Consider the following 15,779-nt stretch of genomic DNA (forward strand, 5'->3'; position numbering starts at 1 on the left):
TATCCAAACATTGCTTCGATTGCGTGCCACTTTTTATTATTGCTGTGAATGATTGATATTTTTAGTCATTCTATATCGAGTATTTCAATATTGACTGTACCTACAGAGAGTTATCATGAGCGATTTTGAAGAAACCCATTCTAAGCCGTCAGCTGAATCTGAGTTGCCGCCATATCGTCAAACTGACACTTTATCTAAAAGGCCATCTGTAAAACCACCAATATGGTTATGGCCCGTATTGGCAGCCGTGCTAGTGATTGGGGTGCTGCTTGGCAAATATTGGGGCAATAATGGTAGTGCCGCTGTAGATGAGTCAGCAACTGCTAATTCTGTCGCAAACGATCAGTCAACCAGTAGCGATGCCAGTATTGAGCAATCAGTACTCTCAGTAGAAACAGTCAGGCCAAGCCAAGATGATATCGGCAGCACCCTCAGTGCCGATGGAACCATCGATGCTAAAGATACTGCGAATGTCAGTGCAAAAGTCAATGGTGTGGCTATCGAGCGTATCTTGGTCCAAGAAGGCGACCGCGTTAGAGCAGGTCAAGTTTTAGCAGTGTTCGATACTGATGCTATGGAGCAGCAAGTGCTACAGGCGCAAGCAGATGTCGCAGAAGCGGAAGCCACCCTTGCCAATGCCAGCGCTGATGCTGCACGTGTGCTGCCATTGATCGATATCGATGCCATCAGCAAACAAGAGGCCGATCGCTACCGTACCTCGGAAGTCCGTGCCAGAGCTTCTTTGCAAGCATCCAAAGCTCGTTTGAGCAATCAGCGTTTGACGTTAGAGAACGCGAAAGTCGTCGCTCCTGTCAGCGGTATTATCAGTGAAAGAATGGTAGAAGTCGGTCAAGTGGCAGGCGGGGATCCACTATTTACGATTATCAAAGGCGGGGTTTTGGAATGGCGAGCAGATATAGATCCTAAGCTTGTCGGTGATATAAACGTCGGTACGCCTGTACAAGTTAGTCTGCCGGGTGGTGATACAGTGATGGGGCAAGTAAATCGCATCGCACCCACCGCAGACAACAACCGTCAAATTACGATTTATGCCAGCCTAGCTGCCAACTCAAAGATACGTGCAGGCATGTATCAAACAGGCGAGTTTCTATTGGGAAGTACCAGTACGCAAACGATTCCTAATAGCGCCGTGGTCAGTAATGATGGTTATGATTATGTGATGCTCGTTACCGAATCGACTACTCGAGACGATCGATCGATGGGACGTATCAAGCAGCAGCGAGTAACATTGGGTGAGCGATTGGGCGAGAGCGTAGCAGTGCTAGAGCCTTTACCAAGTGACAGCCGTATCGTAAAGCAGGGCGGTAGCTTCTTAAATGATGGTGACCTAGTACGTGTTGTTAATGGTGTGAACCAAACCAGTAAGCCAGCGCAGGCACAGCCATGAGCTTAAACGTCTCCGCTTATTCGATAAAGAACCCGCTCGTTGCTATCTTGCTGTTTGTACTGCTGACGTTGGGCGGCATTTACGGTTTCATGAAAATGAAAGTCCAGCAATTTCCAGATATAGACTTGCCAGCGGTGGTAGTCACGGTCACGCTACCCGGTGCTGCGCCATCACAGCTCGAAAACGATATTGCAAAGAAGATCGAAAATAAACTGACCAGTATCGAAGGCGTGAGTCATATTCGCACCACGCTACAGACGGGTGCGGCGACCATTGCCACTGAATTTACTTTAGAAAAAGACATTCAAGAAGCGGTAGACGATGTGCGCTCAGCAGTCGGCGAAGTACGTGGTGATCTACCAGCTGCCGCCAACGATCCTATTATTACCAAAGTATCTACTGCTGGGTTTCCAGTGGTTACTTACTCTGTTGCTGCTGAGAATATGAGCGTGGAGGATCTATCTTGGTTTGTCGATGATACCGTTACCAAACGGCTATCTGACATACCAGGCGTAAGTACCGTGAGCCGCGTTGGTGGGTTGCAGCGTGAAATCACGGTTGCTGCCGACCCAATTGCGTTAAGTGGTTTGAAATTTTCTATTTCGCAATTATCGCAGCAAATCGCTGGTATCCAGCAGGATAGCTCTGGCGGGGAGGCGGAAGTTGGCAATACGACTCAGACCATCCGTGTTCTCGGTGCTGTTGAGCGAGCAAATGAGCTAAACGATTTGCAAGTGGCTGTCCCTACGGGGGGCACACAAGCTTTAGGTCGTATGGCAGAAATCACTGACGGCGCAGCAGATCCAAGCTCGATTGCCAAGCTAGACGGTAAAACAGTGGTGGCATTTAACATCACTCGATCGCGCGGTGCCAGTGAAGTCGATGTGATGGAGCTGGTTGATGAGGAGCTTGCCAAGCTGACCGCTGATGTCGGTAATATCAGTATTGAAAAAGTCTATGACCGAGCCACACCCATTGCAGAAGATTATGAAGCCTCGTTAAGAATGCTCATCGAAGGTGGGCTGTTGGCTGTAGTGGTAGTCTTCCTGTTTTTGCGCAATATACGCGCGACTATCGTTGCTGCGGTCGCTTTGCCATTATCAGTCATTCCAACCTTTTTGGGTATGTATCTGTTTGGCTTTAGTCTGAATATCATCTCACTACTGGCATTATCATTAGTCATTGGGGTGCTGGTCGATGATGCAATCGTTGAAGTCGAAAACATCATACGCCATCTACGTATGGGTAAGACGCCTTATGAAGCGGCGATGGAAGCTGCTGATGAAATCGGTCTCGCCGTCGTCGCCACTACTTTTACTTTGATTGCGGTGTTTTTACCAACGGCCTTTATGGGCGGCATCGTTGGACAGTTTTTCCGTCAGTTTGGTTGGACGGCTGCCTTATCAATTTTTGCCTCGCTGATGGTGGCGCGCCTGATTACCCCTATGATGGCAGCTTATATCTTACGACCTGAGAAAAAGCACGTCGAAAAACAAAGCTCGATGATGAAGTACTATCTTAAGATTGTGTCTTGGACCCTACATCATCGTTGGATAACCATGGGTGCAACGCTTGTTTTATTTGTGGCATCGCTAGCTCTGGTTAAGTTGCTACCCACGTCATTTATCCCTGACAACGATATTGATCAAACCCGAGTGGCTATTGAGCTGACACCTGACGTCTCTTTGGCAGATACTGAGCGCGTGGCAGCGCTAGCAAGTGCTCGCATTTTGGCCATGCCTGAGGTGACCAATATCTTTACTTCAGTGGGAGAGGCGCAGGCGTCGATGGGTGCGTCAGATGGTGGCGGCGGCAAGGCTGAAAATATCGCTGGCTTGGATATCGTGCTTGCTCCGCGTGCAGAACGAGGCACCAAGCAAGAGATAGAACGCAAAATTAGTAAGCTAATGACAGAAGTGCCAGGAGCACGGTTTACAGTCGGGCTATCGAGTGGTGGTGAGAGCGGCTATAATTTTTCATTGACTAGTACCAATCCGCAACTGCTTGAACAAACTGCACAAAAAATCATGTCTGAGATTCGAGGTCTGCCAAGTGCAGGCGCTGTGACCAGTGATCGCAGTTTACCACGCCAAGAGCTAACGGTAACGCCAGATAGATTGGCAATGGCGGATAAAGGGGTCACGACGCAAGATATCGCTACGACTTTACGTGTGGCGACCGTAGGCGACTACGAACAGCAATTGTCCAAGCTCAATCTTGATACGCGTCAAGTACCAATCGTCGTACGTCTACCTGATGTGGCTAAGCAAAATGTTAGCCAGCTAGAAGGTTTGTACGTGCCGAGTACTATGCCTGCAGGTCAAGGCGTGCGCGTCGGTGAGGTTGCTACGCTAGACTTTGGCACTGGGCCTGCGCAGATTAGCAGACTGGATCGAGAGCGTGCTATTAGTATCACAGTACAACCTGCGAGTGGCGAGCTTGGCGATTTGGTACAAGCGGTCAAAGCAGTGCCGACCATGCAGCAACTGCCGCCTGCGATTACCATCATCGATCAAGGCCAAGCCGAAAACATGGCAGACCTTTTCAGTGGCTTTATCATTGCGATGTCCGTCGGTGTGGTCTGTATTTTAGGCGTACTTATTCTACTATTTGGTCGTTTGTTGCAGCCTTTTACCATTCTGATGGCGTTACCTCTATCGATCGGTGGGGCGTTTGTTGGCTTGGTTATTACCAATAGCAGCTTATCGATGCCTTCGATGATTGGCTTTATTATGCTCATGGGTATTGCGACCAAAAACTCTATTCTATTGGTCGATTATGCATTGATTGCCCAGCGCCGAGGGCTGGCGCGTTTTGAGGCTATCGTAGATGCATGCCGAAAGCGTGCACGGCCTATTATCATGACGACCATTGCGATGGGTGCAGGTATGTTGCCATTGGTATTTGGTTGGGGCGATGCAGATCCTACTTTTAGGCGACCGATGGCAGCAGCGGTACTGGGTGGTCTGGTAACCTCTACGCTATTAAGCTTGGTTGTTATTCCTGTCGTCTATACCTTAATGGATGATCTATCAGGATGGTTTGCTAAGTGGTTGGCTCCACATGGCAAACCTAGTGACTTCTAATAGTCACTTCTCATAGAGAGCCAAATAGCTAACCAAACAGTTAGCTAAGACACGACACAATAGTAGCAATGTGGAAAATGCTGAATGATTAACATGCTCTCAATTAGGTCATACACTCGTCAAACTCGAGGGCATTCTCATGACTTTCATCAGATTGTTTTGCCTTTGCGAGGGGCAATCAATATCGAAGTTGGGAGCTATACTGGAAAAGTTATCCCAAGCGAATGTGTTGTGGTCAAGGTAAATGAAAAGCACTACTTTAGCGCTGAGGAGAATGCAAAGTTTATCGTTGTGGATACAGATCTATTGCCAGAAAACGTGCTTCATTCATCACAAATTGTCTTTTCTATAAGTGCGCCATTGTTGGCATTTTTGGAGTTTTCAGAGAGTCAGTTAAGGTATCAAATCAATCCTGAAGTTGAGAGGTTGATGTTTGATACCTTTTATAAACTCCTAGAACAACAAAATCTATTTGTGCAATATAATGCTCGAATTAGAGAAGTCGTAGCATATATTCACCACAATTTTTCTAAAAACCTTTCTATCGAAGTGTTGGCGGATATCTCCTGTCTCAGTGCTACACAGTTTAAAAAGAACTTTAAATCGCAAACAAACCAGACCGTCACTGAATACATTACAAAGATCAGAATGCAAAAGGCGCAAGCTTTGTTACTACATACTGATTCACCTATCGCTATCATAGCCGAACTGGTTGGTTATACGGATGTTAGTGCTTTTAGCCGCCGATTTTCTAAATATTTTGGTATTGCCCCTTCCAAATTAAAACACGTCTAACCAGACATGCAAACCGTCCAATCTGCAAAAATTATATTCTGTAACTCTCTATAATAATGTTATTCATTATAACGTTAGAGGTAGCTACTATGCTGCAGAATAAATCTAGTCTAAGTGCTATTTTATGTGTGATAGCTGCCAGTGTCCTTTGGGGAACGACAGGTACAGCCTCTGCTTTTATACCTGACGTTAGTCCATTAGCCGTTGGTGCATTTTCCATGGGGGTAGGCGGTGTATTGCTAGTATTGAATGCTAAGAATAATTTATTAAGCGATAGACAGAAACTACTTTCTAAACCCAGTCTCTTATTCATTGGTAGCCTATGCGTTGCTATCTATCCTTTAGCTTTTTATTCCTCCATGAGATTGGCAGGTGTCGCTATTGGTACAGTGATCTCAATTGCTAGCGCACCATTTTTCACTGTTATCATGGAGCGTCTGATTAGCAATAAAAAAGTCACTAGTCGATGGGTGGTAAGTTTTATATTTGGTGTGATTGGCGTTATTTTTCTGACTTTAGGGAAAACCCAATATTTGGATATAAACGCACAAGCAAATAATCGAATACTAGGCGTGTTGTTAGGGTTAGTTGCAGGATTGACCTATGCCACATACTCATGGACAGCACGTCAGATGATAGAGAACGGGGTAAACTCGAAATCAGCGATGGCCAGTATGTTTGGTCTGTCGGCAATCTTATTGTTGCCATCATTATTACTAACAGGGGAAAACCTGTTTTTAGATGCAAAACATATAAGCGTTGCCCTATATCTGGCAATTGCGCCGATGTTCTTTGGTTATTTACTTTTTGGTCAAGCGTTGAGAGTGATTGAGGCGAGCAAAGCGACGCTTATCACGTTACTAGAACCTATCGTGGCCACTATATTGGCTATCATTATAATCGGTGAAACATTCTCTCCTATCGGCTGGCTAGGAATGTCACTCATGATAATCTGTCTCTTACTGCAAGTAATGAAGACGCCAAAACTGACAGGTTATCGAAGAAGACGTGAACTATATAAGTAATCAAACAATTAGCAAAACAATGTTGCTGATAACAAGCAGTATTTTTGATGAGTGACTGCCTATTAAGTATGACTCTTTGTATGACGTTAGTCTAAAACTGGTAAGTTGAATGGATTAGTTAGGTCAGTCTTTGCTATAGTCTGTCCAACCAAATTAATTGAAGAAATTGTTTATCTCTTATAGCATTATTTTAATTTTACTAATAGATAAGTTGTTATTAGAACGATAAACCAATCTTTATAAAATAATCTCTAAAGAACTAGAAAATAAGGAATAAATATGATTAACGCATATGCAGCAAAAGAGAAAGGTGGCAAATTTGAGCCTTATGAATATGACCCAGGCGCTCTAGGCGATCACGAAGTAGAAATCGAAGTACATAGCTGCGGTATCTGCCATAGTGATTTATCGATGTGGCAAAATGAATGGGGTATGACTCAATATCCGTTTGTCGGTGGGCATGAGGTTGCAGGTGAAGTCCTCAATAAAGGCAAGCACGTCAAGCATCTAGAATTGGGCGATAAAGTCGGACTTGGTTGGCATAAAGGATACTGTAACGTTTGCGATCTATGCATCGATGGAGACCACAACCTATGCCCTGAGCAAGAAGGTACGATCATTGGTAACCACGGCGGCTTTGCAGATAAAGTACGCGCAAAAGATACTAGCGTCATCAAAATACCTGAAGGGCTTGATTTTAACGCGGTAGGACCACTGTTATGTGGCGGTGTCACAGTGTTTAACCCACTTATGCAGTACGACATTAAACCAACTTCTAGAGTGGCTGTAATTGGTATTGGTGGCTTGGGTCATTTGGCATTGCAGTTTGCCAATGCATGGGGCTGTGAAGTGACGGCATTTACCAGTGAGTCAAAAATGGAAGAAGCAAAAGAGATGGGCGCTCACCATTCACTAAACTCAAGAGACGATAGCGAAATTGAAAAAGCCGCAGGTTCTTTCGATCTAATCATCTCAACAGTGAACGTTGATATGAACTGGGATGTCGTGATCAAGACGCTAAGACCAAAAGGTAAGCTACATTTTGTTGGACTGTTAGAAGCGCCACTAGAGATATCGGCTGCACCAATGATTATGGCTCAAAACAGTCTATCAGGCTCGCCAGTTGGCTCACCAGCGACGCTACGTAAAATGCTAGATTTTGCTGCTCGCCATAATATTCAGCCGGTTACTGAAACTTATAAAATGTCTGAGATTAATGAAGCATTTGAGCGACTAGAGAGCGGTAATGCTCGCTATAGAGTGGTGCTAGAAAGAGACTAAACGTCGTTACAGGCAACTCAATGTAGCCACTAAATAAGCACAATAATAGTGATACTCTAATTAATAGATAGAGTGTCACTATTTTTTTGTATTAAAATTCTACTTTCTACCAGTTTTTAATACATGCGAATTATTTGGAACTGGGTCTAAGTGTTTTTATTTGATTTTTGCTCAGGCAATTATTACTACTTTTTTAAATTTCTAGTAGGTCATTTTAAAATTATAAAAAACCCCTGCTACTGAGTTTACAATAGCAGGGGTAAATACTTATCTTTTCAGATTGTCAGCGAGTAATAAAGTATCATACTGATATTTTCGTAAAGTATTGATTTTGCTACTTATAAATTAACACTAAAAATAATAAAGTATCATACTGGATGATAATAATCAGAACTTTAAGTTGCATTTTGGAGTAATAAAGTATCATACTGAGAAAGTACTAATATATACTATATTCAAATCATTTATCTTAGCTGAATAACTAATGTTTTAAGCACTTTTTGGGGTTTTATATCACCTATGTCTATATGGGTTCTATCTTAATTCATCTCATATTCTTTAATCGCTCGTTGAACAATTTTACTATTATCATTCGATAACTTATCAATTCTATATCCCTGCTTAGCTACTTCCGCTCTAACATAAGGCGACTTGTCATCGATCATTACATCTGGCCTATAACCTTGCCTTGCTACAGCTACTCTAACAGCAGTTATTTTGTCTTTATATAATACATCTAGACCATGACCCTGTTCAGCAACAGCTTCTCTCACATAACAAGAGCTGTCTTTTATAAAGCCTGATAAATTATACCCTTGTTCAGCAACTTCTCTACGCACACTATCATCTTTATCATTAGCGAGATAACTTAATCGATAACCCGCATGAGCTACCATTCGCCGAACTTCAGCTTTTGAGGATTTAGACAACTCAACCGTCCCTTTTCGCTGTTCAATTAATACTAATGCCCAATGCACAGCACTCCAGACGTCCTCAGGTAGCTCAGATGCTATTTTGTTCCAGTTTTCAAACTCTCCGTAACTTTCTTTGTTATCTTCCAAGTATTTATCTATAGGCACCCAATCTATTTCAGTTTTAAGATGAACTACTTCGCAAAGCTCTTCTACTGATTCTTTTAGATATCTAATATGACCACTTGACCCATCGCCTAGTAGGAAGTAGTTACCAATTATTCGGAAGTAAACACCACTTTGCTCAAAAAAATCAACTTCTAGCATTATCTCTACCTTATATATTATTAGTTGAATGGAAAAATTAAGAATTATACTAGGACTAACTTAGACCTCAGTAGAAAATCATTTCTACATATTCATATGAATTAGCTTAAATGTCGATAATCTTCAATGGAATTTTTCTTGCCATAAGCGTCTCTTGAGGTACAGCTAAATATTTATCACGAATATGCTCAAAGTAGGGTGTCAAGCTGGGTAAACTTGTTTGAATAGACGACTGTTTCTTACGATTCTCTTTAACGCTCATCTCGATATATTTTTCAGTCTGCATCCAAGGTTTGTTAGGTAGTATATATCCGTGAGCTTTGAGGGTTTTTGACATCGATTCAGCTATTTTCAGACCAGCCAAGTCATAGTCAGCGAAGATATAGCGTTTACAGTCTTTTTGAGCTAAAGCTTTCAATATAGAAGTTATATTTTTATTGTTATGACCTCGATAGGCAAGCACAGTTACTGCGCCAGTCAACCCTTTTACTAGCTTGGCATGCTGCTCATTAAATCTACAAAATGCGTTAAAATTCTCTATGATTATAATGTTATCGATATTCCAATCAATGAGGTCGTTAATTTCCACACCTAAATAGGCATTCTCTTGAGTTTGCTTATGCGTGTAGTTGTTTGATACATTAATAATATGTTCTTCACTACCTAGTAGACGACACTCAAGAAAGCCTTTGGTAGGTGCTTTACTTAATAATTTATCGTTAGTTGTGATGGCTGTGTTATCTACACGGTCTTTACTTTTTAGCTCATTTAAATTGTGTCTGAGTAGGTCTATCCCTGTTTGAGCTTTTACGATCTCTCTAATACGGCCCCAGCCACCCATATTAATGATCACTTTTCCATTTTCTGTGTAGCCAATACTGGGGTCAAAAGATACCAATAATACAAGGATATTATCAGGGCTTCGATAGGTAGCGAATTTCACCCCCAGTATCATCTTCTCCTTCAAGTAATCAAGTTTACCCGCTTTATTCAAGGATTTTTCTAGGTCTACTTCCATATCTGGTCCTTTGATGGCGATTCTTCGTTTCTATTAAACTTTATATATTTAGCATCGATGACATAGCGTGTGTCACAAGTATAAGAAAGGTTTAGTGATTTTAAATAAACTTTATAGTTAAATTGACCTTTAGATTTGATAATCTTGTCGTTGATAAAATCACTCTTTGCTACTTTTAAGAACAAGGCTAAAAAGGCTTTGTAACGTATCTTGCGCTTCAAACCTGCCAAATCCCAGTACTCCCTGACAGATAAGGCCTTAGTAAAAGGCATGTCGCAATTATCTGCCATATACTGCATAACAAGCAATTTTTCAGGGGAGGGTAGTGGTTTCTTATGTTCTCGGTCAAACTCCTCATACTCACCCTTGTATAAATTATCACTCTTGCGTTTGGGCTTTCTAGCGCTAATTTTACTTACCACAGAGAAAAGAAATTCGCTGTCATCTAAAGTTTCAATATTGTGCAAAGTACCAGCCAAAGTCATACCACCAAAAGCTAAGCCTTTATCCACAATATCGTTATACTCAATATCTATCTTTTCAGGAACAAGTTGATTGTTTCTTAAAGCCTTGCGTAATAGCCAAAGCCTCCTGCCTTTCTTATCTTGCTCTTTTTTTAACTTATCAATTAATATCAGTATTTTTTGTAAGTGAACGCCCATTTCAATATTGAATCTAGAAATAGAGTCTGCTAAATACTCATTAAGTATAGCTGCCGCTGGCGTATACTCGCCGTGTAGTTTGCGGAGTTCATCGCGACTTAATATCTCTATTTTTTCGAGTTGAAGTTTGATCTTTTTATTTAAACCCTCGAGAATCTGTCTCTTTACCTTAACGTTTGATGTGTTGTTTAGATCAGAGTTGATGACATACTCAATATCAGCCATCTCACGCCCAAGATATTCAGCGATGGAGATGCAGATATCTCGTATATTAGCCAAATGCAGCATTTCTTCACTTTCATCTTCAAACGAATCTGACTGTATTTGTGCTAAGGCAACCTCATTACTGATCTGATGTTTAGACAGTTCAATATCAGGAGCAATATTTGCATTACGAGACTTTCTATCCAGATTCTTTAAGATTGCTGTAAAGTTTGAGCCTAGGGTAATGTTATTAGGATTGATACTGATAACACCACTGTCTTGTAGTATCTGATACTGTTTATGTTTATCGTTGACCAACTCATAGCAGCCATTAGGGGAGTAGGCTTGATAAATCAAATCAGCTTTATCAGTTATAGCCCTACCAAGTGTTCTGATTATTTCTTCCGATAACCTGAGGCTGACTTTACTCATAACTTAAGCCCTTGCTGCTCAGCAAAAATCTCTTCAGTGGGCTCATCTAATATATTGTCAGCAATATAATCAAATACATCATATATATAGCCGATTTTTCCTGTTGCTCGATAAATCTTTTTATTGGGCTCAACCAACTTCAGTATTTCGTGCTTCTGGAGTCTTTCTAAAAGAGCGGCTACCTTTTCGTCATTGGGCTTTTTAGAAGCGCCTGTGATCTCAGAAACCTCGTTTAGCATACTTGCAAAATGCTTGTTATTATTTGCTTCTAAAACCAGCTCTGTTTGGTTTAGATTTTCACCAACAGTTAATACATTGCCCTCATCGGCTGTTGATAGGCAAGCAATCATTTCTACTATAGGCGCTATGTCATGATAAATTTCATTAAACTGTTTAACCACGGCTCTTCTGTCAGAGTCACTAGGTATATTATTTAAACCAGCATAAACCTCTCCATCACTGAAGGTGACTAGACTGACCCCAAATGGTTGTAGCTGAGACACCATACGATCATAGGCTACTTTATTATCTCTTAGATGCCTATACGCCTCTGGATAACTCACAGAGCATATAAATTTATTGTTCATTAACAATCTGAGTATTTCATGCTCTTTCATTAGGAAAACACTCCAAATTCCTCAAGTTCTGAATCCTGAGTCAACATATACATATCATCCGTTTGAGAGATTGAGTACATATTTCTGGTTTTATTGTGATGGCAGGCAATATTATTAGCGAATAATGGGACAACCTCGTCATCTGGATTCTCAGGAGCAGCGCACATTGCTGATATACCAAGTTTTTGTAGCAAGTTTAATAACTCACGAGTATTTTGCGGATCTAACACGCCAATTTCATCAATAAAGAATTTCAGCTCGACCTCATCGCTCGATGTGGTTGATATAACTGAGAGCAAAGAGATATAAATGATTAGCTGAGCAATACGCATGGTGCCGTTTGACCCCATATCTTTAAATACCTTTGCTCTTTTGGTTTCCTTGATTTCACCGCCGACCTGTTTGATTCTTAGACTGAAACTAAACTGCTCTGACAGTTTGATGTTCATCTGGTTTTGACCAATATAGTCTTGCACGAGTTGTAATTTGGACAGCAGTTCCTGATTAGGCATACGCGTTGTGTCATGGATGTCCTCATTAGCCCATCTTTGATGTGCATCAGTGAAGTCAGCCAAGGTGGAATACCATCTATTTTCTTTGATTCCCGAACTTATAGCTATATGAAGCTCCTCAATGGCTAAAGCTTCTAGTTTTTCACAAACCTCTTTGCATTTAGTATTAATACGCTTCGAAAAATTACTCAAGCTATTATGAGCATCATCTAGCTTTGATTTAAATTCTCTAACTTGGTGAGCGGTGACTCGATACTGGCCAATGAGTGTATCTTTTTTAATTTCATGCTCATTGTGTAGGTAGTCGCTAAACTTTTTAGCTTGTATGTACCAGTTTTCCTGATCAGGTATACTGAGTAAGATACTGTCAGACATTAAGCTCTCAAACATAGACCCATTGGCGGTAAAGGGCTTTCTTATGGCCTTTAGTGCATAAATACCTTTTTCCATATTCTTTTTAGTGTCGCGAACCAAAGATTTGGCATCGTTCAAGACTGCTAAGCTTGCATTATGCAAGTCTTGCAAAGAATGTCCCGTATATTTAGGCTGCAAGGTATGATCCACAACCAAAGCTTTATCAAAAGCGTTATTGGCATTGCCTAGACTTTCTTTAATGCTTATTAGGTCGATTTGTGCTCTATCAATTCGACCATTAATATCCTTGGCTCTCTCATCAAGGGATTTGACATCTTCCTGCTTAGATATCAGAGCTTTATCAAAAGCCGCTTGTTTATCTACTAGCTCAATTGATAGACCATTGCGTTTTTCAAACAGCATAGGTAAATCTCGATATTCTTCATCAATAAACTCGTAATAGTGCTTAACGCGTATTTTGGCTTTTTCAGCAACATCTAACTTTGTGGATAGGTGCTGCACTTTGGCTATAGTTTGGGCTATAACGTTATCATCGTAGCCATTTTCATCAATAGCCCTATCATGACGCTCTTGAGACTGATCAGCTTCAAGCTTCAAGCCTTCAATTTCTTCAACGTATTGTTGCTCTACCACCTGTTCTCTTTTTTTCTTATCTTCTTCTAGTTGTTCAATAGCCAATTTGTGACGGCTTACTATCTCCTGCTCAGAGATGTTCATCTGGGTATCAACAGTTTCGGAAGCTGATATTTGGTTATTAATTTGGTTATTAATTTCGTTTAATTGGTTCTCAATCTTACTCTTAGCTTCTTCAATTTCGTTTTCAGCTCTTATTTCTAGCTGTTTTTGCGTCGCTTGTTTATTTTCGATATCTTTTTCAGTGTTAACCACATTGGTATTTGCCTTATAGACATCCTCATTGGCTTTTTTCTTAGTAATCTTGGCTTGATGAATTGTTTTTTCGAGTGATGAGATATTAGTTCTACGTTCTAATATCTCATCCTCTAACACAAGTCTGTGCTCAGTAATACTTTCAAGGGTAAGTAGTTTTTTAGGATTATTAGTAGTGTCTATTTTTGATGTATCAAGATACAGCCCATACAGAGTCTCGTTGTCTAATTCTTTAGGTGCAAGCCACTGTGGTGATAGGTCAGAGCGGTTGAATAGGGATGGGTCGATACTTTTTCGTATCTGATTTATCAAAGGCGAAAGTACTTCATCGGCTTCATTTCTCAATAGGAAACTGAGTAATGTGTCATCTTTGAGCAAAGCATATAGGTCATCAATATCAGAGGTCTTATCAGCGATATCGTTTAATAAGCGTTCATGCTCTCTTTGTAGTTTTTCATACTCCTTACTGGTCTCATCTAGATATTTTTCAGCTGTTCTTTGATTTTTTATGTCCTGATTAAGTCGAGTTTTAGCATTGTCTAAATTGAGCTTTAAGCTCTCCATTTCCTTGGCAAGCTCGAGGCTACATTTAATATTTTTTAACTCTGATTCCAGGTTATTCTTATCGATAATAAGCTGGGTATGTTTTTCCTTGATGGCACTAGACTTGATTTCGTACTCTTTTTTAATAAGGCTAAGCTTAGCAGCCTTATCATCACCTAGGTTTGAAAGAGACTCGTAGTAACCCGTTTTAATCTGCTGTAGCATTAACGCTTGTTGAGAAACTAAACCATTTTTTTTAGACTCTATTTGCTTTAAGTCTTTAGCAAGTTGCTCTTTGATGTTTTCGATGATTTTAGTAGCATCCATCTCGTCTTTGCGTAGAGTTTTGAGTCGCTCATTCTCGTGCTTTATTTGCTCTTCAAGTGACGGGATCTCTCTAATCATATTTTGTAATATGGCCAATGGTTGATGATGCCCAGGTACACCCTCTTCAAAATCTCGTTTCGCTCTTTTAAGCTTTATTATCTTAGAGCTCAGATCATCTACTTCATTCTGCAATTGGCCTTTTTCTTTATCCCAAGCAATTTTAATCTGGGTAATTGCTTGCTCTATAGCTTCAACTTTTAATTTGAGATCATCTTCAATGGTTTTATTTTCTACAATCTTTATATCAAAGGCTTTGACTAAGCCTCTGAGCGTCTTAACTGTTATCGATAGGGTATTTTGATTAGAAGCATTTTGCTCAACATATTGGCCTAGTTCGTTAAACTTACTTCTAAGTTGCTCAACCTCATTCCATGAGTTACGATCTGAAAGCCACTTATTGGTATCAACCCCTTGTGAGTCTATAGAAATCTCATTATTCTGAACTTTATTTTCTGTCTTCATTGCTTCAACCAAAAACTCACATATTTGATCAAACTCAATTTTACTTTTTAGAATATTGCTAGCGATTAAGGAAAACCCGTAGAAACTACCTCTACCGACAGCCAGTGAGTAATCAGGACGAAGCTCATTGATGGTTTGTAGAGCCTTGGATGAACGAATAGAGGCTTTTAAGCGCCTATTAGGACAATTAGATATGATGGCCTCGTAAGCCAGTTGCTTGATATTATTTGAGACGTTAAAACCTTGAGATTCGATTGTGCTTTTAACTTCTTCAAACTGCCTAAACCTTCGCTGATTGGTAGCATCTTTTGTGACAAACCAGGTTTCATTGTATCCAGCATTGATAAAGTTGAAAATTTGTTGCCCCTCACTGCTCCGCCTGAGGATCACGCATTTTTTTTCGCCCTGTCTTCTGTATTCATAAACCAAGTAGCTGTCATCATAAGGAATATAAAAGTCAATAAAGCTTTTAACCGCTTCATTCTTTTTAGAAACCTCACTCAATCTAGTGCCAAAAAAAGGAATGACTGCTCCCATCAGGGTGGTTTTGCCTGCGCTATTGCGCCCCGTAATGATTGTGTTATCACCAACTTCAATGAGGTGGCTTTGACCTTTAGGGTAACTGTTGATTAATGCGACACGTAGAAGCTTATTGATATCTTTTATAACTGGTTTCGTATTGTCTTCGTTTGCTATGCCTAAGGCTTCATCCGTTTTCAGCATCTTTAATCCTTTCTATGATATATAAAACCAAGTTTTAAATTCTTGAGTTATTTCAGTCTACTTCATTTCACTTTTATTATGAGTGACCATAATCATATCAATATTATCGTATTATTAAGTGCT

Annotated in this window: 10 protein-coding genes; 5 read left to right on the plus strand and 5 right to left on the minus strand. The window is 40.7% G+C overall.

Annotation, left to right across the window (positions count from 1 at the left end; all coding sequences use genetic code 11):
- Positions 1–115 precede the first annotated feature (115 nt).
- The 5 genes from QL886_RS09145 (at position 116) to QL886_RS09165 (ending at position 7,595) form a co-directional block, all read left to right on the plus strand.
- Positions 116–1,408 carry an efflux RND transporter periplasmic adaptor subunit gene (locus QL886_RS09145; protein WP_290178471.1) on the plus strand — a complete coding sequence of 431 codons (1,293 nt, stop codon included), beginning with the start codon at positions 116–118 and terminating at the stop codon, positions 1,406–1,408.
- On the plus strand, positions 1,405–4,494 hold the full coding sequence (locus QL886_RS09150) for an efflux RND transporter permease subunit (RefSeq protein WP_290178472.1): 3,090 nt from the start codon (positions 1,405–1,407) through the stop codon (positions 4,492–4,494). Before QL886_RS09145 ends, QL886_RS09150 begins: the two co-directional genes overlap by 4 nt.
- A gap of 84 nt (positions 4,495–4,578) precedes the next feature.
- Positions 4,579–5,289 (plus strand): AraC family transcriptional regulator, encoded by a 711-nt coding sequence (locus QL886_RS09155; protein WP_290178473.1) that lies wholly within the window; start codon positions 4,579–4,581, stop codon positions 5,287–5,289.
- Positions 5,290–5,378: 89 nt separating this feature from the next.
- The gene (locus tag QL886_RS09160; protein ID WP_290178474.1) at positions 5,379–6,314 is read left to right on the plus strand and encodes an EamA family transporter; all 936 of its coding nucleotides are present in this window, start codon (positions 5,379–5,381) and stop codon (positions 6,312–6,314) included.
- Positions 6,315–6,593: 279 nt separating this feature from the next.
- Positions 6,594–7,595: an NAD(P)-dependent alcohol dehydrogenase gene (locus QL886_RS09165; RefSeq protein ID WP_290178475.1), complete on the plus strand. Its 1,002-nt coding sequence runs from the start codon at positions 6,594–6,596 to the stop codon at positions 7,593–7,595.
- 539 nt (positions 7,596–8,134) lie between these two features.
- Here the strand turns inward: QL886_RS09165 and QL886_RS09170 are convergent.
- The 5 genes from QL886_RS09170 to QL886_RS09190 form a co-directional block, all read right to left on the minus strand.
- Complete coding sequence (locus QL886_RS09170) at positions 8,135–8,833, minus strand: hypothetical protein (protein ID WP_201608394.1); 699 nt, start codon at positions 8,831–8,833, stop codon at positions 8,135–8,137.
- A gap of 106 nt (positions 8,834–8,939) precedes the next feature.
- Positions 8,940–9,851: a DUF2399 domain-containing protein gene (locus QL886_RS09175; RefSeq protein ID WP_290178476.1), complete on the minus strand. Its 912-nt coding sequence runs from the start codon at positions 9,849–9,851 to the stop codon at positions 8,940–8,942.
- Positions 9,842–11,149 (minus strand): hypothetical protein, encoded by a 1,308-nt coding sequence (locus tag QL886_RS09180; protein WP_290178477.1) that lies wholly within the window; start codon positions 11,147–11,149, stop codon positions 9,842–9,844. Before QL886_RS09180 ends, QL886_RS09175 begins: the two co-directional genes overlap by 10 nt.
- Positions 11,146–11,766, minus strand: coding sequence for a hypothetical protein (locus QL886_RS09185; RefSeq protein ID WP_290178478.1), 621 nt, complete (start codon positions 11,764–11,766; stop codon positions 11,146–11,148). Before QL886_RS09185 ends, QL886_RS09180 begins: the two co-directional genes overlap by 4 nt.
- The gene (locus QL886_RS09190; protein ID WP_290178479.1) at positions 11,766–15,656 is read right to left on the minus strand and encodes an ATP-binding protein; all 3,891 of its coding nucleotides are present in this window, start codon (positions 15,654–15,656) and stop codon (positions 11,766–11,768) included. The genes QL886_RS09185 and QL886_RS09190 overlap by 1 nt, the downstream gene beginning before the upstream one ends.
- Positions 15,657–15,779 lie beyond the last annotated feature (123 nt).

Origin of the sequence: Psychrobacter sp. APC 3281 (assembly GCF_030407815.1) — a bacterium.
Taxonomy (GTDB): Bacteria; Pseudomonadota; Gammaproteobacteria; order Pseudomonadales; family Moraxellaceae; genus Psychrobacter.